This is a genomic window from Paracoccus chinensis, assembly GCF_900102885.1.
Lineage (GTDB): Bacteria > Pseudomonadota > Alphaproteobacteria > Rhodobacterales > Rhodobacteraceae > Paracoccus > Paracoccus chinensis.
Genome location: NZ_FNGE01000005.1, coordinates 175,485 through 201,985, shown reverse-complemented (window position 1 = coordinate 201,985; position 26,501 = coordinate 175,485). Strand labels below are relative to the sequence as shown.

At 68.6% G+C, this 26,501-nt stretch carries 27 protein-coding genes; 16 read left to right on the top strand and 11 right to left on the bottom strand.

Going from position 1 to position 26,501, the window contains the following annotated elements:
* Positions 1-7 precede the first annotated feature (7 nt).
* Positions 8-1,585 (bottom strand): DUF5928 domain-containing protein, encoded by a 1,578-nt coding sequence (locus tag BLQ03_RS07490; protein ID WP_090754406.1) that lies wholly within the window; start codon positions 1,583-1,585, stop codon positions 8-10.
* 143 nt (positions 1,586-1,728) lie between these two features.
* On the opposite strand from BLQ03_RS07490, the gene BLQ03_RS07485 reads away from it, so the two are divergent.
* Positions 1,729-2,547 (top strand): sulfotransferase family protein, encoded by an 819-nt coding sequence (locus BLQ03_RS07485; protein ID WP_090754495.1) that lies wholly within the window; start codon positions 1,729-1,731, stop codon positions 2,545-2,547.
* Positions 2,548-2,765: 218 nt separating this feature from the next.
* Here BLQ03_RS07485 and hemN read toward each other — a convergent pair whose 3' ends face one another.
* The gene (hemN, locus tag BLQ03_RS07480; RefSeq protein ID WP_090754405.1) at positions 2,766-4,121 is read right to left on the bottom strand and encodes an oxygen-independent coproporphyrinogen III oxidase; all 1,356 of its coding nucleotides are present in this window, start codon (positions 4,119-4,121) and stop codon (positions 2,766-2,768) included.
* A 35-nt stretch (positions 4,122-4,156) separates the two neighbouring features.
* On the opposite strand from hemN, the gene fnrL reads away from it, so the two are divergent.
* Positions 4,157-4,921 (top strand): transcriptional regulator FnrL, encoded by a 765-nt coding sequence (fnrL, locus tag BLQ03_RS07475; RefSeq protein ID WP_281200995.1) that lies wholly within the window; start codon positions 4,157-4,159, stop codon positions 4,919-4,921.
* A 39-nt stretch (positions 4,922-4,960) separates the two neighbouring features.
* On the opposite strand, the gene BLQ03_RS07470 is transcribed toward fnrL, so the two are convergent.
* Positions 4,961-5,800, bottom strand: a complete 840-nt coding sequence (locus BLQ03_RS07470) for a universal stress protein (RefSeq protein WP_090754403.1) — start codon at positions 5,798-5,800, stop codon at positions 4,961-4,963.
* A 195-nt stretch (positions 5,801-5,995) separates the two neighbouring features.
* Between BLQ03_RS07470 and ccoN the strand changes: the two genes are divergently transcribed.
* The 8 genes from ccoN to ccoS all read left to right on the top strand — a co-directional run bounded on the left by ccoN (position 5,996) and on the right by ccoS (position 14,206).
* Positions 5,996-7,612, top strand: a complete 1,617-nt coding sequence (ccoN, locus tag BLQ03_RS07465; protein ID WP_090754400.1) for a cytochrome-c oxidase, cbb3-type subunit I — start codon at positions 5,996-5,998, stop codon at positions 7,610-7,612.
* Between the two features lie 15 nt (positions 7,613-7,627).
* Positions 7,628-8,353, top strand: coding sequence for a cytochrome-c oxidase, cbb3-type subunit II (gene ccoO / locus BLQ03_RS07460; RefSeq protein ID WP_090754398.1), 726 nt, complete (start codon positions 7,628-7,630; stop codon positions 8,351-8,353).
* A gap of 13 nt (positions 8,354-8,366) precedes the next feature.
* Positions 8,367-8,579 carry a cbb3-type cytochrome c oxidase subunit 3 gene (locus BLQ03_RS07455; protein ID WP_090754396.1) on the top strand — a complete coding sequence of 71 codons (213 nt, stop codon included), beginning with the start codon at positions 8,367-8,369 and terminating at the stop codon, positions 8,577-8,579.
* Between the two features lie 173 nt (positions 8,580-8,752).
* The gene (gene ccoP / locus BLQ03_RS07450) at positions 8,753-9,691 is read left to right on the top strand and encodes a cytochrome-c oxidase, cbb3-type subunit III (protein WP_245688719.1); all 939 of its coding nucleotides are present in this window, start codon (positions 8,753-8,755) and stop codon (positions 9,689-9,691) included.
* Positions 9,692-9,943: 252 nt separating this feature from the next.
* Entirely contained in the window at positions 9,944-11,404 is a 1,461-nt protein-coding gene (gene ccoG, locus BLQ03_RS07445; RefSeq protein ID WP_090754393.1) for a cytochrome c oxidase accessory protein CcoG, read from the top strand.
* A gap of 2 nt (positions 11,405-11,406) precedes the next feature.
* Entirely contained in the window at positions 11,407-11,871 is a 465-nt protein-coding gene (locus BLQ03_RS07440) for a FixH family protein (protein WP_090754391.1), read from the top strand.
* On the top strand, positions 11,871-14,048 hold the full coding sequence (locus BLQ03_RS07435; protein ID WP_090754389.1) for a heavy metal translocating P-type ATPase: 2,178 nt from the start codon (positions 11,871-11,873) through the stop codon (positions 14,046-14,048). Before BLQ03_RS07440 ends, BLQ03_RS07435 begins: the two co-directional genes overlap by 1 nt.
* The gene (gene ccoS / locus BLQ03_RS07430) at positions 14,048-14,206 is read left to right on the top strand and encodes a cbb3-type cytochrome oxidase assembly protein CcoS (RefSeq protein WP_090754388.1); all 159 of its coding nucleotides are present in this window, start codon (positions 14,048-14,050) and stop codon (positions 14,204-14,206) included. The genes BLQ03_RS07435 and ccoS overlap by 1 nt, the downstream gene beginning before the upstream one ends.
* 614 nt (positions 14,207-14,820) lie before the next feature.
* On the opposite strand, the gene BLQ03_RS07425 is transcribed toward ccoS, so the two are convergent.
* A complete protein-coding gene (locus BLQ03_RS07425) occupies positions 14,821-16,443 on the bottom strand; it encodes a serine hydrolase (protein ID WP_342672012.1) in 1,623 nt (540 codons plus the stop codon).
* 230 nt (positions 16,444-16,673) lie between these two features.
* Between BLQ03_RS07425 and clpS the strand changes: the two genes are divergently transcribed.
* Together clpS and BLQ03_RS07415 are read left to right on the top strand one after the other, a co-directional pair.
* The gene (gene clpS, locus BLQ03_RS07420) at positions 16,674-16,994 is read left to right on the top strand and encodes an ATP-dependent Clp protease adapter ClpS (RefSeq protein ID WP_090754489.1); all 321 of its coding nucleotides are present in this window, start codon (positions 16,674-16,676) and stop codon (positions 16,992-16,994) included.
* Positions 16,995-17,975, top strand: coding sequence for a class I SAM-dependent methyltransferase (locus tag BLQ03_RS07415; RefSeq protein WP_090754386.1), 981 nt, complete (start codon positions 16,995-16,997; stop codon positions 17,973-17,975).
* On the opposite strand, the gene BLQ03_RS07410 is transcribed toward BLQ03_RS07415, so the two are convergent.
* Positions 17,972-18,382: a hypothetical protein gene (locus BLQ03_RS07410; RefSeq protein WP_090754384.1), complete on the bottom strand. Its 411-nt coding sequence runs from the start codon at positions 18,380-18,382 to the stop codon at positions 17,972-17,974. The two genes, BLQ03_RS07415 and BLQ03_RS07410, sit on opposite strands and share 4 nt — an antisense overlap.
* A 77-nt stretch (positions 18,383-18,459) precedes the next feature.
* Between BLQ03_RS07410 and hemF the strand changes: the two genes are divergently transcribed.
* On the top strand, positions 18,460-19,320 hold the full coding sequence (hemF, locus tag BLQ03_RS07405; protein WP_090754382.1) for an oxygen-dependent coproporphyrinogen oxidase: 861 nt from the start codon (positions 18,460-18,462) through the stop codon (positions 19,318-19,320).
* A gap of 4 nt (positions 19,321-19,324) precedes the next feature.
* Here hemF and BLQ03_RS07400 read toward each other — a convergent pair whose 3' ends face one another.
* Together BLQ03_RS07400 and hemE are read right to left on the bottom strand one after the other, a co-directional pair.
* Positions 19,325-20,194, bottom strand: coding sequence for a DMT family transporter (locus tag BLQ03_RS07400; protein ID WP_090754381.1), 870 nt, complete (start codon positions 20,192-20,194; stop codon positions 19,325-19,327).
* 4 nt (positions 20,195-20,198) lie between these two features.
* A complete protein-coding gene (gene hemE / locus BLQ03_RS07395) occupies positions 20,199-21,266 on the bottom strand; it encodes a uroporphyrinogen decarboxylase (RefSeq protein WP_090754379.1) in 1,068 nt (355 codons plus the stop codon).
* 118 nt (positions 21,267-21,384) lie between these two features.
* Here hemE and hemC point away from each other — a divergent pair, with 118 nt between their 5' ends.
* Positions 21,385-22,359 carry a hydroxymethylbilane synthase gene (gene hemC / locus BLQ03_RS07390; protein ID WP_090754377.1) on the top strand — a complete coding sequence of 325 codons (975 nt, stop codon included), beginning with the start codon at positions 21,385-21,387 and terminating at the stop codon, positions 22,357-22,359.
* Here the strand turns inward: hemC and BLQ03_RS07385 are convergent.
* Complete coding sequence (locus tag BLQ03_RS07385) at positions 22,356-22,784, bottom strand: iron-sulfur cluster assembly scaffold protein (protein ID WP_090754375.1); 429 nt, start codon at positions 22,782-22,784, stop codon at positions 22,356-22,358. The genes hemC and BLQ03_RS07385 overlap by 4 nt on opposite strands.
* 58 nt (positions 22,785-22,842) lie before the next feature.
* On the opposite strand from BLQ03_RS07385, the gene hisI reads away from it, so the two are divergent.
* Positions 22,843-23,217 carry a phosphoribosyl-AMP cyclohydrolase gene (gene hisI, locus BLQ03_RS07380; RefSeq protein ID WP_090754373.1) on the top strand — a complete coding sequence of 125 codons (375 nt, stop codon included), beginning with the start codon at positions 22,843-22,845 and terminating at the stop codon, positions 23,215-23,217.
* 42 nt (positions 23,218-23,259) lie between these two features.
* Complete coding sequence (locus BLQ03_RS07375) at positions 23,260-23,517, top strand: hypothetical protein (protein ID WP_090754372.1); 258 nt, start codon at positions 23,260-23,262, stop codon at positions 23,515-23,517.
* Here the strand turns inward: BLQ03_RS07375 and gluQRS are convergent.
* From gluQRS to BLQ03_RS07360, 3 genes are all read right to left on the bottom strand, one after another.
* Positions 23,514-24,365 (bottom strand): tRNA glutamyl-Q(34) synthetase GluQRS, encoded by an 852-nt coding sequence (gene gluQRS, locus BLQ03_RS07370; protein ID WP_090754370.1) that lies wholly within the window; start codon positions 24,363-24,365, stop codon positions 23,514-23,516. The two genes, BLQ03_RS07375 and gluQRS, sit on opposite strands and share 4 nt — an antisense overlap.
* On the bottom strand, positions 24,347-25,684 hold the full coding sequence (gene trmFO / locus BLQ03_RS07365; RefSeq protein WP_090754368.1) for a methylenetetrahydrofolate--tRNA-(uracil(54)-C(5))-methyltransferase (FADH(2)-oxidizing) TrmFO: 1,338 nt from the start codon (positions 25,682-25,684) through the stop codon (positions 24,347-24,349). The genes gluQRS and trmFO overlap by 19 nt, the downstream gene beginning before the upstream one ends.
* 176 nt (positions 25,685-25,860) lie before the next feature.
* Entirely contained in the window at positions 25,861-26,478 is a 618-nt protein-coding gene (locus tag BLQ03_RS07360; protein ID WP_090754367.1) for a 50S ribosomal protein L25/general stress protein Ctc, read from the bottom strand.
* Positions 26,479-26,501 lie beyond the last annotated feature (23 nt).

Below are 26,501 nucleotides of genomic sequence, written 5' to 3'. Positions count from 1 at the left end.
GGGCTCCTCAGTCGTCGAACAGATTCGGGGTGCGGGCCAGTTCTGCCGCAACTTCGGGGGTGACGCCCAGCAGCTGTTGCAGGGCGGCGGCATTCGCCTGCTCGCCCTTGTCCCGCGAGATCGTCTCGAACTCCTCGATCTCGAGGTCGCGGATGCGCTCGGCCTCGTGTTCAAGGTCGCTGCGCACGGCGGGGATCAGGCGGTTCAGGTGATCGGGCGCGCTGTGCCGGCCGGCGAGGCCCACGCGCTCGATATGGCCGCGCACATAGTCCTCGTCGAACTCCGAGTCGATCAGCAGGACGCGGGTGTCAGCCTTGTCTTCCAGGAAGTCCTGGATCAGCCCCAGGGCCGAGGTGTCGAGGCAGATGGCGATGCAGGGCTTGTCGAACAGCACGAACAGCATCTTGACCAGCGCGCGCCTGTGGCGTTCGCGCTTGGCCAGCGTCGTCTCGATCCCGCCCATGTCGGGCAGTTGGGCGTCGAGTTCGTTGAACAGGTAGTTCACCGCCGGGATGCCCGTGTGCCAGCGGATGGCGGCGGTCAGGCGCTTGGCCACGTGCCATTTCTTCGCGACGATCAGGATCAGCGTCCGGCCGCGCCCCAGCGAGCCCTCGGCCTCCCAGAAGCGCTGGCCGAAGCGGCGCCCGATGCGGCCCCGCTGGGTCAGGAAGCGGTAAAGCCCCGCCGCCTCGTTCGAGATGGCGAACCGCGTGTCGTCGGCCTTCCACAGGGCGCCCAGGCGCTCGCGCAGTTCGATCGCCTCGCCGCTGATCTTGCGGGCGAACAGATAGTCCTGGCCCCGCAGCAGGTCGTAATGGTCGTTGTAGAAGGTCACCGGCATCCCGTAGTCGGTGAACATCAGGAAGGTCAGGGTGCGCGGCCGGATCTCGCGCCGGGGCACGACATGGGGGACGATGGTCTGGAAGAAGGTCTCGTCCGGTATCCAGGTGGTCTGGAAGAAGCGCACCACGTCGGGCCGCTCGTCGCAGAAGGCCAGCACCTTCTCCATCGTCTGGCGGCGCAGGCACCACCATTGCGAGCCGATCATGACCTGGATGTCCGGGGGCACCTGCCGGACCAGGCCCAGCCGCTTCTGCAATTCGTAGCTGCCGTAGAACAGCTTCTTCTGGGTGCGCTCGTTGAACCAGTGGCGATAGATCAGCCGTTCTTCCTTGAAGCCGGTCTTGATCCAGTCGCTTTCGAAGAAGTCGAAGTTCTCGATGTAGTCGAGGTCGTGGGCGTCCAGGAACTCATGCGTATAGGCGGCCGACTTGATCGGCATGCAGTCGCCCGACAGCATGTAGAAATGCGTGGCCGAGGGAAACGCCCTGACCGCGGCGCGCACGGCTTCCAGCGTTGCGCCGACAAGCGACCATTCGCCCCAGCCGCATTTCAGGCGGCGGGCGGCGAAGGTCACCCCAGGGTTGTCGGCAAGTGCCTGGCGGACCATGTCGAAATCGGCCGGGTTCGCGCGCGCGTCGAAGTGGATCGAGACGAAGTCCCCCGATCCCGTCAGTCGCTGGGCCTGAGCGATGATCCCCTTGGGATCCTTGTGGCACAGCAGGATGAAGGCGATGCGGGCCATGTTCCGGGTCCACTTCGTCCAGGGCGAGCACCGGCGCAGCGCATGCCTGATCGTGACAATTCAACCGTAGCGAGTTGCCTTGGGTGCATAACGATTTTATGGGCAGGAACAAGTCACCGCACAACTCACAGAGGATGCCCGTCATGGCCTTTCCCGGCACCTGGATGACCGAAAGCGAAAGCATGGCCTACCGGGTGGTGCCGAAATGCGCCTGCTCGACCATCGGGCAGATCATGTTCTTTTCGGACCATGGGCGCTATTTCGACGGCGACATCCACGATTCGACCTCCGGCCTGCACAAGTGGAACCAGGAGGCGAGCCAAGGGGCAATCGAGGGGGCGGTAAAGGCGCGCAAGCCCGTGTCCTTCACCTGCGTGCGCAACCCTTACGCGCGCATCCTGTCGTCCTTCTTCGACAAGATCGCGGGCATCCAGCGCAACGGCAAGCGCTATCGCGGCAACCTCATCCCGCAGATCATGCAGCGCTACGGTGTCGAGGTGGGCAGCCCCGAGGACAACTTCGACTTCGACCAGGTGACCAGCTTCCGCCGGTTCCTGCTGTTCGCGCGCGACACCATCCGCTGGCGCCGCCCGATGGAGCCGGACATCCACTGGTCGGCCATGTCGGGTCATATCGCCACCTTCATCGTGAACGGCGGGCGCTACGACCAGATCTTCTTCACCGAAAAGTTCAACGAAGGAATGCAGAAGGTTCTGGACGCCGCCGAGACCCCGGTGAAGCTGGACGTGAACGAAGTGCCGCGCTTCAACGAATCCGAGGGCCACGGCCCCAAGCGCCTGCACAAGGTCAGCGACTATTTCGACGACCTGTCGCGGCACCTTGTCTGGGAAATCTACAAGAAGGATTTCCAGCTGTTCCGCTATGACTTCGACAACCCCGACAACAAGCTGCCGAAGAGTGAGGTCGATCTGGACGAGGTTCACGCGAAACTGGGGCGCTGATCCTTCGTCACCGGAGCAGGGGGCTGTCTGCTCCCGCCGCCTGACGGGGCCCTGGGGCCTCGCCCCTGTTTCTCTGAAGACGGTCCACTGGACCGTTTTCCGGGCGCTCAACAGCCCCGAGGATATTTGCGGACAGAAGATGCTCCCACGATAATGAGAGCAAATCTTCTGTCCCGGAATATCCCGGGGTCCGGGGCAGCGCCCCGGTCCGGCAGGTGTCAGATGGCCGGGCTGTGGCCCTTGGCCTCCATCTCGTAGCCGTCGAACATCCGCGCGATCATGCGCGTCAGCGGGCGTCCGCGCTCGGGGATGGAAAGACCCGTGTCATCCACCGCCACCATTTCGCCGAACTGGGCCTTAACCGGGGCAAACAGGTCCGCCAGCGCCGCGGGGGTGAAGCCGTGGTCACGGGTGAACTCGTCGGCCGAGATGCGGAAATCGCACATCAGCGCCTCGATCATGCGGGCCCGCCAGATGTCCTCGGGCGTGAAGACATGGCCCTTCGTGGTCGAGAAGCGGCCCTCGCGGATCGCCTTGACATGGGCGCCGGTAGCGGGGGCGTTCTGCGCATAGCCCTGCGGGAAGCGCGAGATGGACGAGGCGCCCATGCCGACCAGCACCTGCGCCTGATCGTCCGTGTAGCCCTGGAAGTTCCGGCGCAGCAGCCCGGCCTTCTGCGCCACCGCCAGCCCGTCGCCGGGGCGGGCGAAATGGTCGATGCCGATTTCGTCATAGCCGTCGGCCACCAGCAGGTCGCGGGCGACCTCGAAGAGCCGCAGCCGGGCCGGGGCGTCGGGCAGGGCCTCGTCGGGGATCATCACCTGCCGCTTGGCCATCCACGGCACATGGGCATAGCCGTAAAGCGCGATCCGGTCGGGCGACAGCGCCATCAGCTTCTGGATCGAATCCGAAATCCTGTGCGGCGTCTGGTGCGGCAGCCCGTAGAGGATGTCGGTGTTGAGGCTTCGGATGCCGCGGTCGCGGATCATGCGGACGGCCTCGGCCGTCACCTCGAAGCTCTGGTCGCGGCCGATGGTCTTCTGGATCTCGGGGTCGAAGTCCTGCACCCCGATCGAGGCGCGGGTCAGTCCCGCCTCGGCCAGCGCGTCCATGCGCGCCTCGTCGATCTCGTTGGGGTCGATCTCGACCGAGAACTCGGCCCCTTCCGCCAGCGGGAAGGCGTCGAAGACCGCGCCCGCCACGCGCCGCATCATGTCGGGTGGCATCAGCGTGGGCGTGCCGCCGCCCCAGTGCAGGCGCGACAGCTTGACGCCGGGGGCGAGGTTTGCCTTCAGCAGCTCCAGTTCCGCCAGCAGGATGTCGGCATAAGCGCGCACGGGGGCGTCGGACTGGGTGCCCTGCGTCCGGCAGGCGCAGAACCAGCAGAGCCTGCGGCAGAAGGGCACATGCATGTAAAGCGAGATCGACCCGCCCGCCGGGATCGCGTGGATCCAGCTGGTGAAATCGGCCGGTCCCACGGACGGCTTGAAGTGCGGGGCGGTGGGGTAGGACGTATAGCGCGGCACGCGCGCGTCAAACAGCCCCAGCCGGGTCAGTTGCGATTCCTGTTCCATGGGCCTAGGTATCTCACCCAAAGCGGGAAAGAACATTGACGCAGGTCAAACTGAAATCGCAGGATTCCTGCCAGGGCCTGCAGGTCCCGTGCGAGGACTGCCCCATCCGGTACCGGGCCGTCTGCGCCAGTTGCGAGGCGCCCGAGCTCGACCGGCTGGACACCACCAAGTACTATCGCCGCTACGAGGCCGGCCAGACCGTCGCCCTTGCAGGCGAACGGATGGAGTTCGTGGCCTCGGTCGTTGCAGGCGTCGCGGGCCTGTCCCAGACGATGGAGGACGGGCGCACCCAGATGGTCGGGCTGCTGCTGCCGTCGGACTTCCTGGGTCGGCCGGGACGCTCGGCCTCGGCCTACACGGTCACGGCGCTGTCGGACCTGACGCTCTGCTGCTTCCGCCGCAAGCCCTTCGAGGAGTTGCTGCGGTCCAGCCCCCGCATTGCCGCACGGCTGCTGGACATGACGCTGGACGATTTGGACGCGGCGCGGGAATGGCTGCTGCTTCTGGGCCGCAAGTCTGCGCGGGAAAAGATCGCCTCCTTTATCGCCTTCCTGGCGCGCCGCGAGGCGGGTCTGCACGAGACGCGCCCCCAGGGCCGTGTCCGCATCGACCTGCCGCTGACGCGCGAAACGATGGCCGACTACCTGGGCCTGACGCTGGAAACCGTCAGCCGCCAGATCTCGGCGCTGAAGCGTGACGGGGTGATTGCGCTGGAAGGCAACCGCCGCGTGATCGTGCCCGACTTCCACCGGCTGGTGCTGGAAAGCGGCGACGACTCGGACGGCGGGCTGCCCGCCTGACGCCGCGCCGGCGGGGGACGCCGGCGCGCGGGTCCGTGCTCAGCGGGCCATCAGGACGGGCAGGGTGGCGCGTTCCAGCATGTGGCGCGTGGCGCCGCCCATGATCGCCTCGCGCAGGCGCGACTTGCTGTAGGCGCCCATGACCAGCATGTCCGCCCCGCTTTCCGCTGCCCGGCGGTTCAGGACCTCGGTCACGGTGGGCAGGGTCTTGGCCAGCACCGCGATCTCGGCCTTGACGCCGTGGCGCGTCAGCATCTGGCAGAGCTTCCCGCCGGGGTCCGAGCCTTCGGGCGAATAGGGCGAGGGGTCCACGACCGCGATCTCGACCGCCTCGGCCGCCTTCAGGACGGGCAGGGCGCGGCGGATGGCGTGCAGCGCCTCGTCCGACTGGTTCCAGGCCACCAGGACGCGCTTGCCCAGGGTCTCGACCGCGACATTCTCGTGCGGAAGGACCAGCACCGGGGCGCCGCCTTCGAAGAGCGAGGCTTCCAGCACCGCCTCGGCATCGGGCGCGGCCTTCGGGCCATAGGGCTTTGCCAGCACGACCAGGTCGGCAAAGCGTGCCCGCATGGCGATCAGGGTCGAGACGCCGCCCATCTGGGCGACCGCGCTTTCGACCGACCAGCGGATGTCCTCGGGGGCGAGCTCGGCGCGGATCCCGGTTTCCAGCGCCTCGGCCGCGGCCATCGCGCGGTCGATCGCCTCCTGGAAGACATAGGCGGATGCGCCCGCGTAATAGTAGCCGGTCTGGGTGTGGTCCACGCCCACGGCGAAGACCTCGAGATGGGCGTCCTCGCGCCGCGCCAGCGCCACCGCCGCCTCAAGCTGCGCGGTCTGTCCGGCCTGGGTGATGACGGTAAGGATGGTCTTGTATCCCATTGGCTTGGCTCCTGCTGTGACGGCCCCTGCGGATCGCGGTGTGACAGTATGATGCAGGGGTGCCCCGTTTTGTTGACCCAGATCAAGGTTTGCACCACATTCCGCCCATAAAGGTCACGGCCAAGACGGCCCACCCGGATCGCCCCTCGGGCGATTCGGACCTGCGCTGTTTCCAGACAAAGGACACCGAACACGATGTGGGATAGCTTCAAGCTGATCGTGCTTGGCGTGATCGCGGTCTTTGCCGCGATCGCCGCCAACTATGCGCGCGATCTGGCATATCAGGTCAACGCCCTCACAGTGATGCTGGCCGCCGGGCTGGCGTTCCTGTGGGTGCTGCGGGCCATGGACAACCCGGACCGCAAGCTGGCGCTGGCCGGCGCGCCGTCCGAATACCTTGACGGCCCTGTCCGCGCCGGGGTGATCGCCACCGCCTTCTGGGGCGTGGTGGGCTTCCTCGTGGGCGTGGTGATCGCCGCCCAGCTCGCCTGGCCGTCGCTGAACTTCTCGGACGCGCTGGAGGGCTTTGCCAACTTCGGCAAGCTGCGCCCGCTGCACACCTCGGCCGTGATCTTCGCCTTCGGCGGCAACGCCCTGATCGCCACCTCGTTCTACGTGGTCCAGCGGTCCTGCGCGACGCGGCTGTGGGGCGGCAACGCCGGCTGGTTCGTCTTCTGGGGCTACAACCTGTTCATCGTCCTGGCGGCGACGGGCTATATCCTGGGCGCGACCCATTCCAAGGAATACGCCGAACCCGAGTGGTACGTGGACCTGTGGCTGACGATCGTCTGGGTCGTCTACCTGCTGATCTATCTCGGCACGATCATGAAGCGGCGCGAGCCGCACATCTACGTGGCCAACTGGTTCTACCTGGCCTTCATTGTGACCATCGCGATGCTGCACATCGTCAACAACCTGGCGATGCCGGTCAGCCTGTTCGGGTCCAAGTCGGTGCCGCTCTTCGCGGGCGTGCAGGACGCCATGACCCAGTGGTGGTACGGCCACAACGCGGTGGGCTTCTTCCTGACCGCCGGCTTCCTGGGCATGATGTACTACTTCATCCCCAAGCAGGCCGAGCGCCCGGTCTACAGCTACAAGCTGTCGATCATCCACTTCTGGGCCCTGATCTTCATGTACATCTGGGCGGGCCCCCACCACCTGCACTATACCGCGCTGCCCGAATGGGCCGCGACGCTGGGCATGGTCTTCTCGATCATGCTGTGGATGCCCTCGTGGGGCGGCATGATCAACGGCCTGATGACGCTGTCGGGCGCCTGGGACAAGCTGCGGACGGACCCGATCCTGCGGATGATGGTCGTGGCCGTCGGCTTCTACGGCATGGCCACCTTCGAAGGCCCGATGATGTCGATCAAGGCCGTCAACTCGCTGTCGCACTACACCGACTGGACTATTGGCCACGTCCATTCCGGCGCGCTGGGCTGGAACGGCATGATCACCTTCGGCGCGCTCTACTACCTGACGCCGCGCCTCTGGGGACGTGAGCGGCTGTATTCGACCGCCGCCGTCAGCTGGCACTTCTGGCTCGCGACCATCGGCCTCGTGCTCTACGCCTCGTCCATGTGGGTGTCGGGCATCATGGAAGGCCTGATGTGGCGCGAGGTCGACAGCCAGGGCTTCCTGGTCAACGCCTTCGCCGACACCGTCATCGCCAAGTATCCGATGCTGGTCGTCCGCACGCTGGGTGGCGTCTTCTACCTGGCCGGCGGGATCATCATGGCCTGGAACCTCTGGGCCACGGTCGCCAGGCAGCCGCGCATCGCGTCGAACCGCGTTGCCGTTCCGGCCGAATAAGGAAGGGGATCTTTCATGGCCATTCTCGACCACCACAAGATCCTCGAGAAGAACGCGACACTGCTTCTGGTGTTCTCGTTCCTCGTGGTGACCATCGGCGGCATCGTCCAGATCGCCCCCCTGTTCTACCTGGAAAACACCATCGAGAAGGTGGAGGGGATGCGCCCCTACACCCCGCTCGAGCTGACGGGCCGCGACATCTATGTCCGCGAGGGCTGCTATGTCTGCCACAGCCAGATGATCCGCCCCATGCGGGACGAGGTCGAGCGCTACGGCCATTACAGCTTGGCCGCGGAATCGATGTACGACCACCCCTTCCAGTGGGGGTCCAAGCGCACCGGGCCTGACCTGGCCCGTGTGGGCGGGCGCTATTCGGACGAATGGCACATCGACCACCTGAACGACCCGCGCTCGGTCGTGCCGGAATCGATCATGCCGGGCTATTCCTTCCTGCGTCACCGCCAGATCGACCCGGCCTATGTCGAGGACCGGCTGGTCGCCGACCGCCGCGTGGGCGTGCCCTACAGCGACGACATGGTGACCGAGGCCCGCGCCGACTTCCTGGCGCAGGCGGACCCCGACCTGGACGCCTCGGGGCTGCAGGAACGCTATCCCGGCGCGCAGGCGCGCAACTTCGACCGCCAGGCGGGCGTGACCGAGATGGACGCGCTGATCGCCTATCTGCAGGTCCTGGGGACGATGGTCGACTTCTCGACCTTCCAGCCGGACGAGCATCGCTGAGGGTGCCGGGGGAATGGACCGCTATTCCTTCCTGCGCCAGCTTGCCGACAGCTGGGTGCTGCTGGCGCTGACCCTGGTGTTCATTGGCGTGGTCCTGTTCGTGTGGCGGCCCGGCTCGCGCCGGCTGCACCGCGACGCCGCCGAGAGCATCTTCCGCAACGAGACAAGACCCGCCCCCGAGCCCACCGAGGCCGAGACCGGGGCGAACCGCAAGGAGGTCGAGTGATGGCCGATCCGAAAGACGAGAACCCGCCCCCGACCCCGCGCGAGCGTGAGGTTGCCGAGAACATCGGCGCCGACCTGAACGACCCGCACGAGTCCCCTGCCAACCCGGAAAACCGCATCTCGGTGGACCGGCGCAAGGCCGACCGAGAAAACGCCGAGCAGATCGTCGAGAACATGCCCGAGGTGCTGACGGGCGTGAAGCCGCGGGGCGAACGCGACGGGCGCCGCAAGGTCACCCGCCGCCCGGGCAGGAAGGCGGCCGAGGTCAAGTCCACCGGCCACAGCTGGGACGGGATCGAGGAATACGACAACCCGCTGCCGCGCTGGTGGCTGTGGACCTTCTACGCCACCATCGTATGGGCGCTGGGCTACGTGATCGCCTATCCGGCGATCCCGCTGATCCGCGACAACACCTCGGGCCTGCTGGGCACCACCCAGCGCGAGGTGGTCGCCCAGGAGATCCGGCAGTTCGACGAGACGAACGCCCCGATCGAGACGCAGCTGGTGGCCGCGAACCTTTCGGACATCCCGTCCAGTCCCGATCTGCTGAACTACGCCAACAACGCGGGCGCCTCGATCTTCCGCACCTATTGCGCGCAGTGCCACGGGGCGGGCGCGGCCGGGAACCCCGGCTATCCCAATCTGCTGGACAACGACTGGCTGTGGGGCGGCACGGTCGAGGACATCCACCTGACCCTGCTGCACGGCATCCGCAGCCCGGAAGACGCCGACACCCGCTATTCGGAGATGCCCAAGTTCGGCGTGGACGGCATCCTCGACGACGCGCAGATCCAGCAGGTCACCCAGCACGTTCTGGCGCTGGGGAACCTGCCCCATGACGAGGCGCAGGCCGCCGAGGGCGCGACGGTCTTCCAGGACAACTGCTCGGCCTGCCACATGGAGGACGGGACCGGCGACCGCAGCCAGGGCGCGCCGAACCTGACGGACGCCGTGTGGCTTTACAACAGGGACGGCCAGCCGGACGAGGCGACGATCCACAGGATCATCCATGACGGCCCCTTCGGCGTCATGCCCGCCTGGTCTGACCGCCTCAGCGAGGCCGAGATCCGCGCCGTGGCGACCTATGTCCACGGCCTGGGCGGCGGCGAGTAGCGCCTTCGTCCCACCGGACGCCCCTGCCGCAAGGCAGGGGCTGCCGGCCCCCCGATCCATTCGCGCGTTTCCGGGGGGCCGGTCCTGAACAGCAACAATCCCGGCGGCGACGCGGTTGCCGGCGGGGGGTGCGACAAACGGTCCCTGAAATCGGCCGGGTTCCCTCCTATATGACGGGCTCGCGGCGCGTTGCAGGTCAACCGCCGGTCCGGCAGGGCGGTGCGCCCGTTTCCTGCCCATCAGGAGTCGAGCATGTCCACGATCGAGCAGGAACCCCCCCGCCTTTATGCGGCGCGCGAGCCGATCTTCCCGCGCCGTGTCCGGGGCCAGTTCCGCAACCTCAAATGGGTGCTCATGGCGGTCACGCTGGGCATCTACTACATCACCCCCTGGATCCGCTGGGACCGGGGGCCGGGGATGCCCGACCAGGCCGTTCTGGTCGATCTGGCGAACCGCCGCTTCTTCTTCTTCTGGATCGAGATCTGGCCGCACGAGTTCTATTTCGTGGCGGGCCTTCTGATCATGGCGGGCCTTGGCCTGTTCCTGTTCACCTCGGTCTTGGGCCGGGTCTGGTGCGGCTATTTCTGCCCTCAGACTGTCTGGACAGACCTCTTCATGATGGTCGAGCGCCGGATCGAGGGCGACCGCAACGCCCGCATCCGCCTGTATGAGCAGGGCTGGGATGCCCGCAAGGTCCGCCTACGCGCGACCAAATGGGCGGCCTGGCTGCTGATCGGCTTGCTGACCGGCGGTGCCTGGGTCTTCTACTTCGCCGACGCGCCCACGCTTCTGCGCGACCTCGTCACGCTGAACGCCCATCCCGTCGCCTACACCACCATCGCCATCATGACCGCCACCACCTTCTTCTTCGGTGGCTTCGCGCGCGAGCAGATCTGCATCTACGCCTGCCCCTGGCCCCGCATCCAGGGCGCTATGATGGACGAGAACACCCTGACCGTCGCCTATCGCGAATGGCGGGGCGAGCCGCGCGGCAAGATCGCCAAGGGGCAACCCACCAAGTCCGACAGCCCGACCGCGCTCAAGGGCGACTGCATCGACTGCCTGGCCTGCGTGAACGTCTGCCCCATGGGCATCGACATCCGCGAGGGCCAGCAGCTGGAATGCATCACCTGCGCGCTGTGCATCGACGCCTGCGACGACGTGATGGCGAAGATCGGCAAGCCGCGCGGGCTGATCGACTACATGGCGCTCAAGGACGAAAGCGCCGAAAAGACGGGGCAGGAGGGCGAGTCGCTCTGGCGGCATGTCCTGCGCCCGCGGCCGCTGCTGTATTTCACCCTGTGGGGGGCGATCGGCGTGGGGCTGATCGTGGCGCTGTTCCTGCGCGCGCCCTACGACCTGAACGTCTCGCCGGTCAGGAACCCGCTGTACGTCACCATGGCCGACGGCTCGATCCGCAACACCTACGAGCTGCGGCTGCGCAACATGCAGGGCGAGGAAAAGGCCTTCGCCGTGGGCGCGGAGACCGCCGATGGCACGCCGCTGCCGGATGTCGTGGTCGCGCTGGAAGGCGACCGTGAGACAGTGACGGTGCCTGCGGACGAGACCTTCGCCCAGCGCGTCTACCTGACCGCCGAGCCGGGCTCGGCGCTTGCCTCGGGTGGCCAGACGCCGCTGACCATGTGGATCGAGGACCTGGATTCGGGCCGCCGGGCCGCGGTCGAGACGGTCTTCCAGGGAACGGAGCGCTGAGGATGGCGCGGGAACTGACCGGCCGGCATGTGCTGGCCATCACGCTGGCAGCCTTCGGCGTCATCATTGCCGTGAACATGGTGATGGCCTTCAAGGCCGTCAGCACCTTCCCGGGGCTCGAGACGCCGAACAGCTACGTGGCCTCGCAGCGCTTCGACCGCGAGCGGGCCGCGCAAGCGGCGCTCGGCTGGACCGTCACGCCCGAATACGACGGGCGCGAGCTGACGTTGGTGGTCCAGGACGCGCAGGGCAACCCCGCCCGCATCAGGTCGCTGTCGGCCACCGTCGGCCGCCCGACCCATGTGCGCGAGGACCAGACCCCGCGCTTCATCTACGAAAACGGCATCTTCCGGGCGCCGTTGACGCTGGCGCCCGGCATCTGGAACATCAACGTGACGGCCGAGGCTTGGGACGGGACGGTCTTCCGCCAGCGCATCGACCATTTCTCGGGCAGCCGGGTGAAGTGATGACGGACGTTTCCACCGACTTCGAAAGCCGCCTCAGCGCCTGTCCCGCCTGCGACGTGGCGCCCCTGGCGGGTCGGCTGGCGCGCACGGGGCCGGTGCGGGGCGACGTGATCCTGTCGCTGCCGACTGCCCATTGCGCGGCCTGCATCACCGACGTGGAACGGGCGCTGTCCGCCGTGCCGGGCGTGCGCGCCGCGCGGGTGAACCTGTCCCTGCGCCGCGTGGTCGTGGACGCCGAGGGGGTTACGGCCGACGACCTGATCCCGGCGCTGGACCGCATCGGCTACGAGGCGCATGAGCTTGACCCCGGAGCGCTGACCGCGACCGAGGCAGACCGGCGCGGACGCGACCTCCTGATGCGGATCGGGGTCGCGGGCTTTGCCTCCATGAACATCATGATCCTGTCGGTCGCGGTCTGGTCGGGGGCGGATGCCGCGACCCGCGACCTGTTCCACATGATCTCGGGCGCCATCGCCCTGCCGACCGTGGCTTTCTCGGGCCAACCCTTCTTCGCCAGCGCCTGGCGGGCGCTGCGCGCCGGGCGGCTCGGCATGGACGTGCCGATCTCTCTCGCGCTGATCCTCGCCAGCGCCATCTCGGTCTTCGAGACCTGGAACAGCGGCCCCCACGCCTATTTCGACGGCGTGGTGATGCTGTGCTTCTTCCTGCTGGTCGGCCGCTACCTCGACTATCGCACCCGCGCCGTGGCCCGCTCGGCCGCCGAGGAACTGACCGCGCTTGAGGTTCCCCGCGCCATCCTGCTGCGCGAAGGCGCCGAGGAAGCCGTGCCCGTGGCCGACCTGCGGCCGGGCGACCTGATCCTCGTGCGTCCCGGCGGCCGCGTCCCGGCGGACGGGGTGGTGACGGCGGGCGCGTCCGAGATCGACCGCTCGCTGCTGACCGGCGAGTCGGTGCCCATCGCCGCGCGTCCCGGCGACGCCCTGTCGTCGGGCGAGGTGAACCTGACCGGCCCCCTGACGCTGCAGGTGACGGCCGCCGGACGCGACAGCTCGCTGTCCCGCCTGACCGCTCTGGTCGCGGCGGCGGAATCGGCGCGCGGCCGATATACCTCGATCGCCGACCGGGCGAGCCGCAGCTATGCGCCCGCCGTCCACCTCCTGGCGCTGGCGAGCTTCATCGGCTGGTTCTGGATGACCCGCGACGTGCGCGTGGCCGTGAACGTGGCGGCGGCGGTGCTGATCATCACCTGCCCCTGCGCCCTCGGGCTGGCTGTCCCTGCAGTAATCACCGCCGCCTCGGGACGGCTGTTCCGCGAAGGGCTGCTGATCAAGGATGGCACCGCGCTGGAGCGTCTGGCCGAGGTCGATACCGTCGTCTTCGACAAGACCGGCACCCTCACGATGGGCACGCCGCAGGTGGCCGCGGCCGATCTCGATGCCGAAGGCCGCGCCGTGGCGCTGGCGCTTGCAGGTGGCTCGGCCCATCCCCTGTCCCGCGCCATCGTCGCCGGGATCGCGGGGCTGGCCGCCGAGGTCGAGGACCTGCGCGAGGTGCCCGGTTATGGCGTCGAGGCGCGCTGGCAGGGCCGCCCCGTGCGGCTTGGACGCGCCGACTGGGTGGGGGCCGATGACGAGGCGCCCGGCGCCGCGACCTGGCTGCGGATCGGCGCCCGGGTACACCGCATCGACTTCACCGACAGCCTGCGCCCGGGTGCGGACAAGGCGGTGGCCCGGCTGCGCCATGCCGGCCTGCGGGTGATGATCCTGTCGGGCGACGGCGCAGGCGCCGTGCGCGACATCGCCGCACGACTTGGCGTCGAGGAGTGGCGGGCCACCGTCACTCCGCAGGACAAGGCCGCGACCGTGGCCGAACTGTCCGCACAGGGCCGGCATGTCCTGATGGTGGGCGACGGTCTGAACGACACGGCGGCGCTGGCCTCGGCCCATGCGTCGATCTCGCCGGCGAGCGCGCTGGACGCGGCGCGCGTTGCATCGGACATGGTGCTGGTCGGCAAGGACCTCGGCCCTGTCGCGGATGCCGTGGGTGTGGCTCGCGCCTCGATCCGGCGGATCCGGGAGAACTTCGCGCTGTCGATCCTTTACAACGTGGTCGCCGTGCCCTTTGCACTTGCGGGGCTCGCCACGCCCCTGATCGCCGCGCTGGCCATGTCGCTGAGTTCGGTCAGCGTCACCCTGAACGCGCTGAGGCTGCGCTGATGGAGGTTCTGGTCTATCTGATCCCCGTCTCGCTGGGCCTGGGAGGCCTTGGCCTCGCGGCATTCGTCTGGGCGCTGCGCAACCGGCAGTACGAGGACCCCAAGGGTGACGCCCAGCGCATCCTCAGCGACGAATGGGATGACCACCCCAAGCCGTGAGGCCATCGGGTTGAGAGGCAGGGCGAGCCGGTCCCACATGGAAGTCCGCGCCTCGCACACGCAGCGTTTCAAGCCTTCCCTTGGCCGCCGTGCTAAGCTTCGAGGAGCGGTTCCCCTTTCAGACTTCCGGGGCAGTGAAGTGTGCTGGTGCGGACTCGCTCCGCTCAAGGCGGTAGCTGACCCCTTCCCTCGGGGCGACAACCTGCAAAGCTGTCAGCCTTCACCATGGGCAGAGGACAGGCACCTCCATGCCGGACTGGCGGTGATGCCGCGCCCTGTCCATAACAGGGCAGGCCCCTCCGTGCTCTGCCTTCCTTGCAGTCGATCAGCAAAGCTGCTGCCTTCGGCTGAGGCTGAGGCTGAGGCTGAGGCTGAGGCTGAGGCTGAGGCTGAGGCTGAGGCTGGCCCGCTATCCTGCACTCGTCGTCTGGCTTGGCCCGTCTTGTCCGTTCTGCTGGACCTTCACGCGCGTGCACTCCTGTTGCAGGGCTTTCCCTCCTGAAGGCAGCGCCTGACGGAACCCGGCCCCCAAGCAAGCGTCTCTTCATCGCCTCGGTGCTGAAACGGAAAAGCCCGGCCGAAGCCGGGCTTTCCTTGTCGCGGTCAGAGCCGTCTCAGTTCCCCAGCACCGTGCAGCGCTGCGAGCGGGCGGCGAGCTTGTCGCAGGCAAGCTGCGCCGCGTCGCGGGTCAGGCCCGAGAAGTTCGCCTCCCATCCCTTGGGGGTGTTGCCGACGCGGCGGGTGGCGTTGTTCAGAACGGCACTTTCCTGAAGGGCGATGCGCAGCAGAAGCTGCTCGGCCTCGGCCTTGGTCTTGAAGCGTCCCAGCGTGATGCCGTGGTTGCCGCGGCCCTTGGTCGAGGGGCGCGAAACGATCTGCACCGCCTCGGGCTCGGACCGGTCGCCTTCTTCCTCCATCGCGGCAAGGATCACCGCGTCGGACTTGCGCACGGGCTTTGAAGCCGCCAGCAGCTTGGTGCTGACGCGCGGGACCGCGATGCCAGCGGGCTCGGCCTCTTTCGGCTCGGCCGCCGCGAAGGTGGAACCCAGCGTGCGCGGCGCCTTGGCCTGCGCGGCGGGGCCCGGACGCGGGGCCGGGGGCGGAGCCGCGTCGGCGGTGGCGAGCTTGACCGCCGCCTCGATCGCGGCGGGCTCGGCCGAGGCCACCTTGACGGACGCCGGGGCGCCTGCGGGCTTGCGCGCGGGGCGGGCCGAGCCGACGCTGGCCTGCGCCAGGACAGGCGCTGCCGCGGGCTGCACGGGCGCCTCGGCCTGACGGCGGGCGGGCTCGACCGGGACGGTCGATCCCTTCACCGGCCGGGCCGCGGCCACCGGCGGGCGCGCCTGCGGCTCGGCGCGGGCCACCTGCACGCTGCGCTTGCGTTCCACGATATAGGCGGGCGCCTCGGGGCGGATCTCCTTCACGCGCGTCGGCGCCTTGCCGAAGCCGGTATCCAGAAGCTGCGCCATGACCGCGTTGCGCTGGGCCGTGGACTGACCGCCCAGCACCGTGGCGATGATCCGCTTGGAGCCGCGCTGGGCCGAGGCGGTCAGGTTGAAGCCCGCAGCCCGCGTGTAGCCCGTCTTGATCCCGTCCGCGCCCTGGTAGCTGTCCAGGAAACGCTTGTTGGTGCTGGACACGGTGGCGATGCCCGCGTCCGCCGAGCGGCGTGAGAAGATCGAGTAATACTGCGGGAAATCGTAGAACAACCGGCGCCCCAGAACCGACATGTCGCGGGCCGAGGAATAATGCCCTTCCTGCGTCAGTCCGTTGGCGTTGCGGAAGTTGCTGTTCTTCATGCCCAGCGCGCGGGCCATGGCGGTCATCTGCTGGCCGAACTTCGCCTCGGACCCCGCGAGCCCCTCGCCGATGGCGGTGGCCGCGTCGTTGGCGGATTTGACCGCAGCGGCGCGGATGAGATAGCGCAGCTCGATCTTCTGGCCCGCCCGCAGCCCGAGGCGCGAAGGCGGCTGGCCCGCCGCGTGGGGCGTCACCGTGAACCTGGAGTCCAGCCGGACCTGCCCCCGCTCGATGGCCGTGAAGGCCATGTAGAGCGTCATCATCTTTGTCAGGGACGCGGGATGCAGCCGGGCATCCGCATTCTGGGAATAGATCTCCTTGCCCGTGCGCCCGTCCATGACATGGGCGGCGAAGGGCGCGGCGGACGCGGTCAGCGGCACAAGGGCGCCAACCAGGGCAATCCACCCCGCGATCAGGGTTCGATGAAGAATTTGCACTGTCCCGGTCTCTCTGCCTGCGGGCGCGTTCTTGATTGCACGCCCTTCCTTAACAAGCCGAGAATAACACGCCACACGCGCTGCGGGAACCGCGTATTTGCCATGACGTCAGCGTTTCGGGTCCGCAGGGTTCGTCAGCCTTTCCCTTGCGCCGCGCCGGCCCTATATTCGCAGGCAACCCGCCCATTCAGGACTTGCCGCTCGTGACGCAGACGACCGATTCCCCGCGCATGATCGACCCTCCCTCGAAAGGCAGGGAAGACGTCGATCTCGCCACAAAGACCAAGCCCAAGACCCAGCGCCCGCCGCTTTACAAGGTGCTGTTGCTGAATGACGATTTCACGCCGATGGAGTTCGTGGTCCATATTCTCGAACGGCTGTTCGGCATGACCCATGCCCAGGCGATCGAGATCATGCTGACCGTCCATCGCAAGGGCGTGGCGGTTGTCGGCGTGTTTTCCCACGAGATCGCCGAAACCAAGGTCGCGCAGGTGATGGAGCTTGCGCGCCGCCAGCAGCATCCGCTGCAATGCACGATGGAAAAGGAATAAGTGGCGGGCTCTCGTCTTGAATTGATCGACCCGATCGAGGGTGCGGTGCTGCTCGTCGGGGCAGGGCCGGGGGACCTCGCGGAGTTCGACCCTGCTCGCACCACGGTTGTGCAGGGCTTTCGGCCCGCGCATGATTCGGCGCTTGCGCAGGGATTCCGCGTTCAGACTGCGGTGAACGGCCGGGCGGACGCCGCCGTGGTCTTCCTGCCCCGCGCGCGGGCCGAGGCGCGGGCGCGTGTCGCCGCCGCCGCAGGGGCGCTGGACGAGGGTGCGGCGCTGTGGATCGACGGTCAGAAGACAAACGGCGTCGATGCCATGCTGCGCGAATTGCGGGGGCTGGCCCCGGTCGATCAGGTGCAGTCCCGCGCGCATGGAAAGATCTTCCGCGTGACCGTGCCGGGCGGCGACTGGCTGCCCCCTGACTGGAAGGGTGCCGAGCGGACGGTGGACGGCGGCTTCGTCACCGCGCCGGGCGTGTTTTCGGCGGACGGGCCAGACCCGGCATCGGTCGCGCTGGCGGCTTGCCTGCCCGACCGGCTGCCCACGCGCATGGTCGATCTGGGCGCGGGCTGGGGCTGGCTTTCGGCGCAGGTTCTCAAGCACCCCGGCGTCGAGGTGCTGCACCTTGTCGAGGCCGACCATGCCGCGCTGGACTGCGCGAAGGCCAACGTGACCGACCCGCGCGCGCAGTTCCACTGGGCCGATGCCACCTCCTTCCGCCTGCCCGAGCCGGTGAACGGGGTCGTCATGAACCCGCCCTTCCACGAGGGTCGCAGCCCCGACCCGCATCTGGGCGCGCGCTTCATCCGCGCGGCGGCGGGGCTGCTGACAGGGGCCGGGCGGCTCTGGATGGTTGCGAACCGGCACCTGCCCTACGAGGCCGCGCTGTCCGAGCTGTTCGCGGACGTGCAGGAGATCGGCGGCGACAACCGCTTCAAGGTCATCACCGCGACCGGCGCGGGACGGCCGAAGCGGCGCTAGCCTTCCTCAGGATAGGCCGCGCGGCAGGCCTGGACGGCGCGTTCGGCGTTCGGGCGCAGCGCGGCCAGCCGGGCGCGCAGGTTCTCGGCCTTGCGCTGCTCGACCACCGGGTCGATCGGCACCCGGAAACGTTCCGTGTCCGCCACGTCGCGCCAGCAACTGCGCTGCACCAGCACGCGGTCGCCATCCTTGTTGCGCAGGATCGTGGGGCAGAAGTCGAGCTCGGTCCGCGTGACCACCCGCTCGTCCCAGGCATAGCCACGCGCGAGGTTCCCCTCGACCTGGGCCAGCAGGCGCGAGACGGTGCGGTATTCGTCGGTGTTCCGGCTGATGCATTGTTCCTGCGGCGTCCCGCAGGCCACAAGCGCCAGGCAGGCCAGCGCGGTCAGGGTCAGGTTGCGGCTCATCGGCGGCGCCTCTAATCAGGTTGGGGGAATGCTAGCGCGGCCCGCCCGGTGCCGCAATTCACGAAAGGGGCCGCTTCATGGACATGAGTGACGAGCGCCGCGCCGCGGCCGAATGGTTCCGGTCCTTGCGCGACACCATCGTGGCCGCCTTCGAGGGGCTGGAGGAGGAGGCGATTTCGGACGCGCCTGCTGGCCATTTCACCGTCACCCCGACCGAGCGGGCCGAGGACGGCGGCGGCGGGATCATGTCCGTCATGCGCGGGGGCCGCGTCTTCGAGAAGGTCGGCGTGAACTGGTCCGAGGTCCATGGGACGCTCGCCCCACGTGCGCAATCCGCCATGGCCGCGCGCGGCGTACCGGGGATCGCCGAGGATCCGCGCTTCTGGGCCAGCGGCATCAGCCTGGTCGCCCACATGCAGAACCCGCACGCGCCCGCCGTCCACATGAACACCCGCATGTTCTGGACGCCCTCGGCCTGGTGGTTCGGGGGCGGGGCGGACCTGAACCCCTGCCTCGAATATCCCGAGGACACGGCGCATTTCCACGAGACCCTGCGCGCGGCCTGCGCCCCCCACGGGGCGGATTACTACGACCGTTTCAAGGCCTGGGCGGACGAGTATTTCTTCATCCCCCATCGCGGGCGCGCCCGTGGCGTCGGCGGGATCTTCTACGACGACCTGAACACCGGCGACTGGCAGGCCGACTTCGCCTTTACCCGCGCGGTGGGCGAGGCCTTCCTGCCCGCCTTCGTCCCGCTGGTCCGCCGCCGCATGGTGCAGGAATGGGAGCCCGAGCACCGGGACGCCCAGCTGATCCACCGCGGGCTTTATGCCGAATACAACCTCGTCTACGACCGGGGCACCAAGTTCGGGCTGGAAACCGGCCACAACGCCGATGCCGTGCTCATGAGCCTGCCGCCGCTGGCGAAGTGGGTCTGAGCGCTCAGCGCGCCGCCCACAGAAGCCAGCCCACGCCCCCGACGATCAGTGCCATGCCGGCAAGCTGGCGCGGACCCATCGCCTCGCGGCGGTGACGCGAGATGGCGGCGGCGAAGACCACCTCGACCAGAGCCAGCGTCCGCACGTTGGCCGCGGGCGCAAGGGCGAAGGCCAGGAACCAGAACTGCGAGGCGAGCGCGCCAAGGAAGCCCGCGCCCAGCGACTCGCGCCACGCGCCCAGCATCCCGTGCATGGCAGGGCGGTCGCGCAGGGCGAGCCATGCGCCCACCAGCGCCGTCTGCAGCGTCAGAGACAGCACGAGGATCGTGGTCGCCCGGATCAGCTCGCCGCCATGGGGCAGCGACAGGATGCCACCGCGAAAGCCGATCGCCGACAGGCCGAACAGCCCGCCCGCCAGCACGGCTAGCGCGACCGGACCCGCGCCTGCCCGCCGCCAGCCCGCGCCCGACATCGCCAGTACCCCGGCGGTCGCCACGGCGATGGCGCCGAGGCGGGCCGGGCTCAGCGGCTCGGCCAGCAGGGCCGCGCCGAGGATGGCGAGCGTCACCGGCTCGGTCTTGATCAGCGCGGTCGCCACCGCGAAGCCCCGCCGCTGCATGGCCGTCAGCATCAGCGCCGTCGCCGCCACCTGCGACACGGCGCCCATTGCGGCATAGCCGAGGGCGGTCATGTTCGGCATGGGCACCGGTTCGACGAGCGCCACGAGGCCCAGGAACAGAATCGCGAAGGGCAGGCCGAAGAGGAACCGGACGCCTGTCGCGCCCATGGTCCCGATGCGCGCGGTCAGCCCCGCCTGCGCCGCGTTGCGTCCCGTCTGCGCCAGCGAGGCGATCAGGGTCGCGGCGACCCACATCGGCTCAGGCGCCCTCGCGCACCGTCTGGATCATCAGCGCCACGTTCTCGGGGTTTGCGTCCGGCGTGATCCCGTGGCCAAGGTTGAAGATATGCGGCCCGCCCGCAAAGGCCCGGACAATGGCTCGCGTGGCATCCACCAGCGCCGGCCCGCCCGTGACCATGTGCCCGGGCGCGAGATTTCCCTGCACGCAGCCATCGACCTGCACGTTCCGCGCCGCCCATTCGGCCGAGACCGAGTTGTCCAGCGCCACGCAATCGGCCCCCGTGGCCTTGGCGAAGCCGATGTAACGGTCGCCCGCCTCGCGGGGGAAGGCGATCACGGGGACATGCGGATGACGCTCTTTCAATGCGGCGATGATCCGGCGCGCGGGCGCGACCGCGAAATCGTCGAAGTCCTGCCCGTGCAGGCTGCCCGCCCAGCTGTCGAACAGCTTGACGACCTCGGCCCCCGCCTCGATCTGCGCGGACAGGTAAAGGATCGTGGCCTCGGTCACCCGGTCGATGATCCCCTGGAAGGTGGCGCGGTCGGCCTGCTTCAGCGCATGGGCCGGTCCCTGGTCGCGCGTGCCGCGCCCGGCGATCATGTAGGTCGCCACGGTCCAGGGCGCGCCCGCGAAGCCGATCAGGGTCGTCTCGCGCGGGAGTTCCCGCGACAGGATGCGGACGGTCTCATAGACGGGCGACAGCGTCTCGTGGATCGCCTCCGCCGGTTTCAGGGCGGCCAGTTCCTCGGGGGTGGTGATGGTGGACAGGCGCGGACCTTCGCCCGTCACGAACCACAGGTCCATCCCCAGCGCCTGCGGGATCAGCAGGATGTCCGCGAACAGGATCGCCGCGTCGAAGCCATAGCGGCGAATGGGCTGCAGCGTCACCTCGGCCGCGAGGTCCGGCGTGTAGCAGAGCGACAGGAAATCCCCCGCCTGCGCCCGGGTCGCGCGGTATTCGGGCAGGTAGCGCCCGGCCTGCCGCATCATCCAGATCGGCGGCACCGGCTGGCGCTCGCCGGCAAGGGCGCGCAGGATGGTCTTGGCGGGGCTTTTCTGCGGTTCGGGGCGAGGATCCTGTGTCATGCGGCCTTGTCGCAAGGCCGCGCCCGGCTTGCAAGCTTGGCAGGTCGCGGCCGCTGGCCTGCGCCCTTCCGCCGCAGCATGGTTGTCAAGCGGACGGGGCAGGGATAACCCATCGCGCATGGACGCTTTACCCACCCCCGACCGCCCGCTTCGGATCGGCACGCGCGGCTCGGCGCTCGCGCTCGCGCAGGCGCATGAGACGCGCGACCGGCTGGCCGCCGCGCATGACCTGCCCGCGGATGCCTTCGAGATCGTGGTCATCAAGACCACCGGCGACCGCGTGCTGGACCGCCCGCTGCGCGAGATCGGCGGCAAGGGCCTGTTCACCCGCGAGATCGAGGACGCGCTGCTCGACCAACGCATCGACATCGCCGTCCACTCGATGAAGGACATGCCGGTCCTGCAGCCCGAGGGGCTGATCATTGACTGCTACCTGCCGCGCGAGGACGTGCGCGACGCCTTCGTCAGCCGCCGCTGGGGTTCCATCGCCGAGCTTCCGGCGGGCACGCCCGTCGGCTCATCGAGTCTGCGGCGCCGGGCGCAGCTGATCCATTACCGCCCCGACCTGACGCTGGTCGAGTTCCGGGGCAACGTGCAGACGCGGATGCGCAAGCTCGATGAGGGCGTGGCCGAGGCGACCTTTCTCGCCATGGCGGGCCTGACGCGGCTGGGGATGCTGGACGTGGTCCGCAGCGCGATTACGCCCGAGGAGATGTTGCCCGCCGTGGCGCAAGGCGCCATCGGAGTGGAACGGCGCAAGGACGACGTGATCGCGGCGGCGATGCTGGCCGCCATCTCGGACCTGCCCACGACGCTGCGGGTGACGGCGGAACGCGCCTTCCTGCGCCGCCTCGACGGCTCCTGCGAGACGCCCTTGGCGGGCTTGGCCGAGCTTGACGGCGAGAACCTGTGGCTGCGGGGCGAGATCCTGCTGCCCGACGGCTCGCTGTCGGTCCGGGGCGAGCGGCGCGGGCTTGTCAGCGACGGCATCGAGATGGGCCGCGACTTGGCCGAGGAACTGCTGGGCCGCGCCCCGCCCGAGTTCCGCGAACTTGCGGGCATCAACCCCGAGCGGACCTCTCCGCCCGTCTAGGCGCCCGCGGCCTCGGCCGCGGCCTCCCAGGCCAGCAGGATCGAGGCGTGCCGGTTCGGGAAGTCCCGCGCCGGCGTCAGTGCCTCGGCCGCGGCGAAGGGTTCGTCCGGCGCAGGCGCGCCCTCGGTCAGCATGGCCCGCAGCGCATCGCGGCCCGCCGCAAGTTCCGCCGGAGTCCGCCCAAGGACCGCGCCGCCCAGCACGGCGGCCGAGGCCTGCCCCAGCGCGCAGGCCCGCACCTCCTGCGCAAAATCAGTCACAACGCCATCCGCGACGACCACATGCGCCGTCACCGTGGACCCGCATTGGGGCGAGCGGCGCGTGGCCGATCCGGTCGGCGCGGGCAGGCGGCCCAGGTGCGGGATATCCGCCGCCAGCGCCAGCAGCCTGCGCGAATACAGCGCCATCAGATCGTCGTCGGCCATCGCTTTTCCCCACACCGTCCGCCCGCTAGATAGGCATCCGAGCGTGAAAGGAAAACCGATGTTCGACCCCGCGACCCTGCGTTTCGACGCGAACGGCCTGATCCCGGCCATCGCGCAGGACCATGCCTCGGGCGAGGTGCTGATGCTGGCCTGGATGAACGCCGAGGCGGTGGCGCGCACGCTCGACACCGGCCGCGTCACCTACTGGTCGCGCTCGCGGGCGGCCTTCTGGGTGAAGGGCGAAAGCTCGGGCCATGTGCAGCGGCTGGTCGAGATGCGGCTGGATTGCGACCGCGACTGCCTGCTGGTGCTGGTGGACCAGACCGGCCCCGCCTGCCACACCAACCGCCGGACCTGCTTCTACACCGCCGTCCGCGCAGGCGCCGAGGTCGAGATCATGGCGCCGGAAGAAGGGGCGTTCACCTCGTCTTGAGACCCCGATGCTAGCTCCGTCCTGTCTGAACGGAGTTTTGGAATGCGGGATTTCTTCATCGACTGCGCCGAGCGGCTGCTCGTCTGGTTCACGGTGCTGGCGCTGCTGGCCGTGGCCGTCGCGGGGATCGGGGCGATGCTTCAGCCCTTCGGCTCTTTCTGGCAGGGACTGGCCATCCTGGTGGGCGGCGGACTTTACGTCGTCCTCATGGCCGGGCTGATGTTCGTGGCCTCCGGGATCTACCGCAACACGCAGGAAACCAACGACCTGCTGTCGCGCTATCCGGACCGGCGGATCTAGAGCCCGACCATCCGGCGGATGTCTGCGGGCGTCAGCCCCGCCTCGCGATAGCTGCGGATCGCGCGGGCGTCGTCGCGCTTGGCCAGCCGCTTGCCCGCATCGTCCCGGACCAAGCGGTGGTGATGGTAAAGCGGCTGCGGAAGCTCCAGCAGCGCCTGTAGAAGCGCGTGGATGTAGGTCGAGTCGAACAGGTCCTTGCCGCGCGTGACCAGCGTGATCCCCTGCGCGGCATCGTCCACGACGACCGACAGGTGATAGCTCGTCCCCATGCCGCGCCGGGCCAGAACCACGTCGCCCACCCCGGCGATGAAGTCCTCGGCCGTCAGTTCATGGCGCTGGCCGGGCAGCACCACCTCGTCCTGAAAGCCGATGCGATCGAGGCCCAGCCGCTCGAAGGCGCAGCGCACGTCCAGCCGGATCGCGTCCTCGTGGCCGGCGTCGCTCATCCTTCGCCCCCGGCAGGTGCCGGGATAGACCGGGCCATCGGGGCCGATCACGCCCTCCTGCGGGGCAGAGAGGGCCGCCGCGATGTCGGCCCGGCGGCAGCGGCAGGGGTAGAGCAGGCCCATCTCCGCCAGCCGGTCCAGCGCCGCGCGGTAGGAGGGCAGGCGGTCGGATTGGCGCATCACCGGCTGCGGCCAGGAAAGGTCGAGCCAGCGCAGGTCCTCGTGGATCGCCGCCTCCCATTCGGGGCGGCAGCGGGAACGGTCGATGTCCTCGATCCGCAGCAGGAACTCGCCGGGATCAGCCAGCCGCGCGGCAGTTAGCGCCGCGAAGGCGTGCCCGAGGTGCAGCGGCCCGGTGGGCGATGGCGCAAAGCGCGTTCGCCTTACTGCGCCGAGAGCCACACCTGGAAATCCTGCTTGGCGCGGTCGGTATAGGCCGGATAGCGGTCCTTGCGGCCGCGACGGCCCGACTTGGCCTCGACCGGGGGGAAGAGGCCGAAGTTCACGTTCATCGGCTGGAAGGTCTTGGCCTCGGCGCCGCCGGTGATGTGATGGACCAGCGCCCCCATCGCCGTCGTGCCGGGCGGAGGGAGAAGGTCGCGCCCCAGCGCCTGCGCGGCGGCCATGCGGCCCGCCAGCAGACCCATCGCGGCGCTTTCGACATAGCCTTCGACCCCCGTCACCTGCCCGGCGAAGCGGACCTGAGGGCGGGACCGCAACCGCATCCGGTCGTCCAGCAGCGTGGGCGAGTTCAGGAAGGTGTTGCGGTGGATGCCGCCCAACCGGGCAAAGCTCGCGTCCTGCAGACCGGGGATCATGCGGAAGACCTGCGTCTGCGCGCCGTATTTCATCTTCGTCTGGAAGCCGACGATATTATACAGTGTTCCCAGTGCGTTATCCCGCCGAAGCTGGACCACCGCGTAAGGTTTCTCCCCCGGCTTGTGGGCGTTCGTCAGCCCGACCGGCTTCATCGGCCCGTGGCGCAGGGTGTCGCGGCCGCGCTCGGCCATGACTTCGATGGGCAGGCAGCCGTCAAAGTAGCCGGCAGTTTCCCCTTCGTGGAACTCGGTCTTCTCGGCGGCCAGAAGGGCGTCGATGAAGGCGTCGTATTCCGCTCGCGTCATGGGGCAGTTGATGTAGGCGGTCCGCTCCTCCTCGGTCTCGCCCTTGTCATAGCGGGATTGCCGCCAGGCCACGCTCATGTCGATGGTGTCGGCATGGACGATGGGGGCGATGGCGTCGAAGAAGGCGAGCGCATCCGCCCCGGTTTCCGCCGCAATCGCCTGTCCCAGGGCAGCCGAGGTCAGCGGCCCCGTGGCGATGATCCAGTTGCCCTCGTCAGGCAGGGCGGTGATCTCGCCTGCCTCGATGGTGACCAGCGGATGGGCGCGCAGGGCGGCGGTCACGTCGGCCGAGAAGGCGTCGCGGTCCACGGCCAGGGCGCCGCCCGCGGGCAGCTTGTGGCGGTCGGCGGCGGTCATGATGAGGCCGCCTGCCGCGCGCATTTCCCAATGCAGCTGGCCCACGGCGTTGTTCACGTCGTCATCCGAGCGGAAGCTGTTGGAACAGACCATCTCGGCGCAGTCGCCCGTCCTGTGGGCGAAGGTGCCGACCTGGGGGCGCATCTCGTGCAGGATCACCGGGACTCCGGCCTGGGCGGCCTGCCACGCGGCTTCGGAGCCCGCCATGCCGGCGCCGACGATATGGATGGGGTGGGTCATGCGGGGGGATGTAGCAACGAAGGGGAGGGGGTGAAAGGTGGGTGCGCCGACCAGGGCTCTGCCCCGTCGTCGTATAGGACGATTCCGGGATGATTGCGGACAGAAGATCAGGAGGCCCGGAAACGCGAAAGGGCGGCGCCGTGGCACCGCCCTTCAGGGTCATTCGTCCGTGGCGATCAGGCCTCGGCGGGGGCTTCCTCGGCCTCGTCGTCGCTGGCGGCCAGGCCCGAGGGCGCGGTGATGTTGGCGATGACGAAGTTGCGGTCGATCGTGGGCTTCGCGCCGGCGGGCAGTTCCACGTCGTCGATGTGGATCACGTCGCCGATCTTGCGGCCCTTCAGGTCCACGACGATCTGCTCGGGGATGTCACCGGCGGTGACGACCAGTTCGACCTCGGGGCGAACCACGACCAGGGTGCCGCCGCGCTTGAGGCCGGGGCTGTCCTCGTGGTTGATGAACTCGACATGCACGAACAGGTTCACGCGCGAGTTGCGGTGCGTGCGCATGAAGTCGATGTGCGTCGGCAGGTCCTTGACCACGTCGCGCTGGACACCGCGGCAGATGACGCGGACGTCGTCCTGGCCCTCGACCTTCAGGTTCCACAGCGTGGACATGAAGCGGCCGGCGCGCAGCTTGGTCAGAAGGGGGTTGAAGTCCATCTGGATCGCCAGAGGCTCCTTGCCGTCACCGTAGACAATACCGGGCACCTTGCCGTTGCGGCGAGCTTGGCGGGCGGCCCCCTTGCCTGTCCCCGCGCGTGCCTCGGCCACCAGATCCTGGATCTCTTTGGCCATGTTCGTTCCTTTCAGGTTGCAGC

Excerpts from the sequence above, each read along its gene's own strand:
- BLQ03_RS07410 (WP_090754384.1), bottom strand. The coding sequence starts at position 18,382 with ATGAGCCGCAACCTGACCCTGACCGCGCTGGCCTGCCTGGCGCTTGTG.
- hisI (WP_090754373.1), top strand. The coding sequence starts at position 22,843 with ATGTTCGACCCCGCGACCCTGCGTTTCGACGCGAACGGCCTGATCCCG.
- BLQ03_RS07400 (WP_090754381.1), bottom strand. The coding sequence starts at position 20,194 with ATGTGGGTCGCCGCGACCCTGATCGCCTCGCTGGCGCAGACGGGACGC.
- BLQ03_RS07490 (WP_090754406.1), bottom strand. The coding sequence starts at position 1,585 with ATGGCCCGCATCGCCTTCATCCTGCTGTGCCACAAGGATCCCAAGGGG.
- hemC (WP_090754377.1), top strand. The coding sequence starts at position 21,385 with ATGGACGCTTTACCCACCCCCGACCGCCCGCTTCGGATCGGCACGCGC.
- clpS (WP_090754489.1), top strand. The coding sequence starts at position 16,674 with ATGATCGACCCTCCCTCGAAAGGCAGGGAAGACGTCGATCTCGCCACA.
- BLQ03_RS07385 (WP_090754375.1), bottom strand. The coding sequence starts at position 22,784 with ATGGCCGACGACGATCTGATGGCGCTGTATTCGCGCAGGCTGCTGGCG.
- hemE (WP_090754379.1), bottom strand. The coding sequence starts at position 21,266 with ATGACACAGGATCCTCGCCCCGAACCGCAGAAAAGCCCCGCCAAGACC.
- BLQ03_RS07360 (WP_090754367.1), bottom strand. The coding sequence starts at position 26,478 with ATGGCCAAAGAGATCCAGGATCTGGTGGCCGAGGCACGCGCGGGGACA.
- trmFO (WP_090754368.1), bottom strand. The coding sequence starts at position 25,684 with ATGACCCACCCCATCCATATCGTCGGCGCCGGCATGGCGGGCTCCGAA.
- BLQ03_RS07440 (WP_090754391.1), top strand. The coding sequence starts at position 11,407 with ATGGCGCGGGAACTGACCGGCCGGCATGTGCTGGCCATCACGCTGGCA.
- ccoP (WP_245688719.1), top strand. The coding sequence starts at position 8,753 with ATGCCCGAGGTGCTGACGGGCGTGAAGCCGCGGGGCGAACGCGACGGG.
- BLQ03_RS07455 (WP_090754396.1), top strand. The coding sequence starts at position 8,367 with ATGGACCGCTATTCCTTCCTGCGCCAGCTTGCCGACAGCTGGGTGCTG.
- BLQ03_RS07375 (WP_090754372.1), top strand. The coding sequence starts at position 23,260 with ATGCGGGATTTCTTCATCGACTGCGCCGAGCGGCTGCTCGTCTGGTTC.
- BLQ03_RS07485 (WP_090754495.1), top strand. The coding sequence starts at position 1,729 with ATGGCCTTTCCCGGCACCTGGATGACCGAAAGCGAAAGCATGGCCTAC.
- hemF (WP_090754382.1), top strand. The coding sequence starts at position 18,460 with ATGGACATGAGTGACGAGCGCCGCGCCGCGGCCGAATGGTTCCGGTCC.
- BLQ03_RS07470 (WP_090754403.1), bottom strand. The coding sequence starts at position 5,800 with ATGGGATACAAGACCATCCTTACCGTCATCACCCAGGCCGGACAGACC.
- hemN (WP_090754405.1), bottom strand. The coding sequence starts at position 4,121 with ATGGAACAGGAATCGCAACTGACCCGGCTGGGGCTGTTTGACGCGCGC.
- ccoN (WP_090754400.1), top strand. The coding sequence starts at position 5,996 with ATGTGGGATAGCTTCAAGCTGATCGTGCTTGGCGTGATCGCGGTCTTT.
- ccoG (WP_090754393.1), top strand. The coding sequence starts at position 9,944 with ATGTCCACGATCGAGCAGGAACCCCCCCGCCTTTATGCGGCGCGCGAG.
- ccoO (WP_090754398.1), top strand. The coding sequence starts at position 7,628 with ATGGCCATTCTCGACCACCACAAGATCCTCGAGAAGAACGCGACACTG.
- ccoS (WP_090754388.1), top strand. The coding sequence starts at position 14,048 with ATGGAGGTTCTGGTCTATCTGATCCCCGTCTCGCTGGGCCTGGGAGGC.
- BLQ03_RS07435 (WP_090754389.1), top strand. The coding sequence starts at position 11,871 with ATGACGGACGTTTCCACCGACTTCGAAAGCCGCCTCAGCGCCTGTCCC.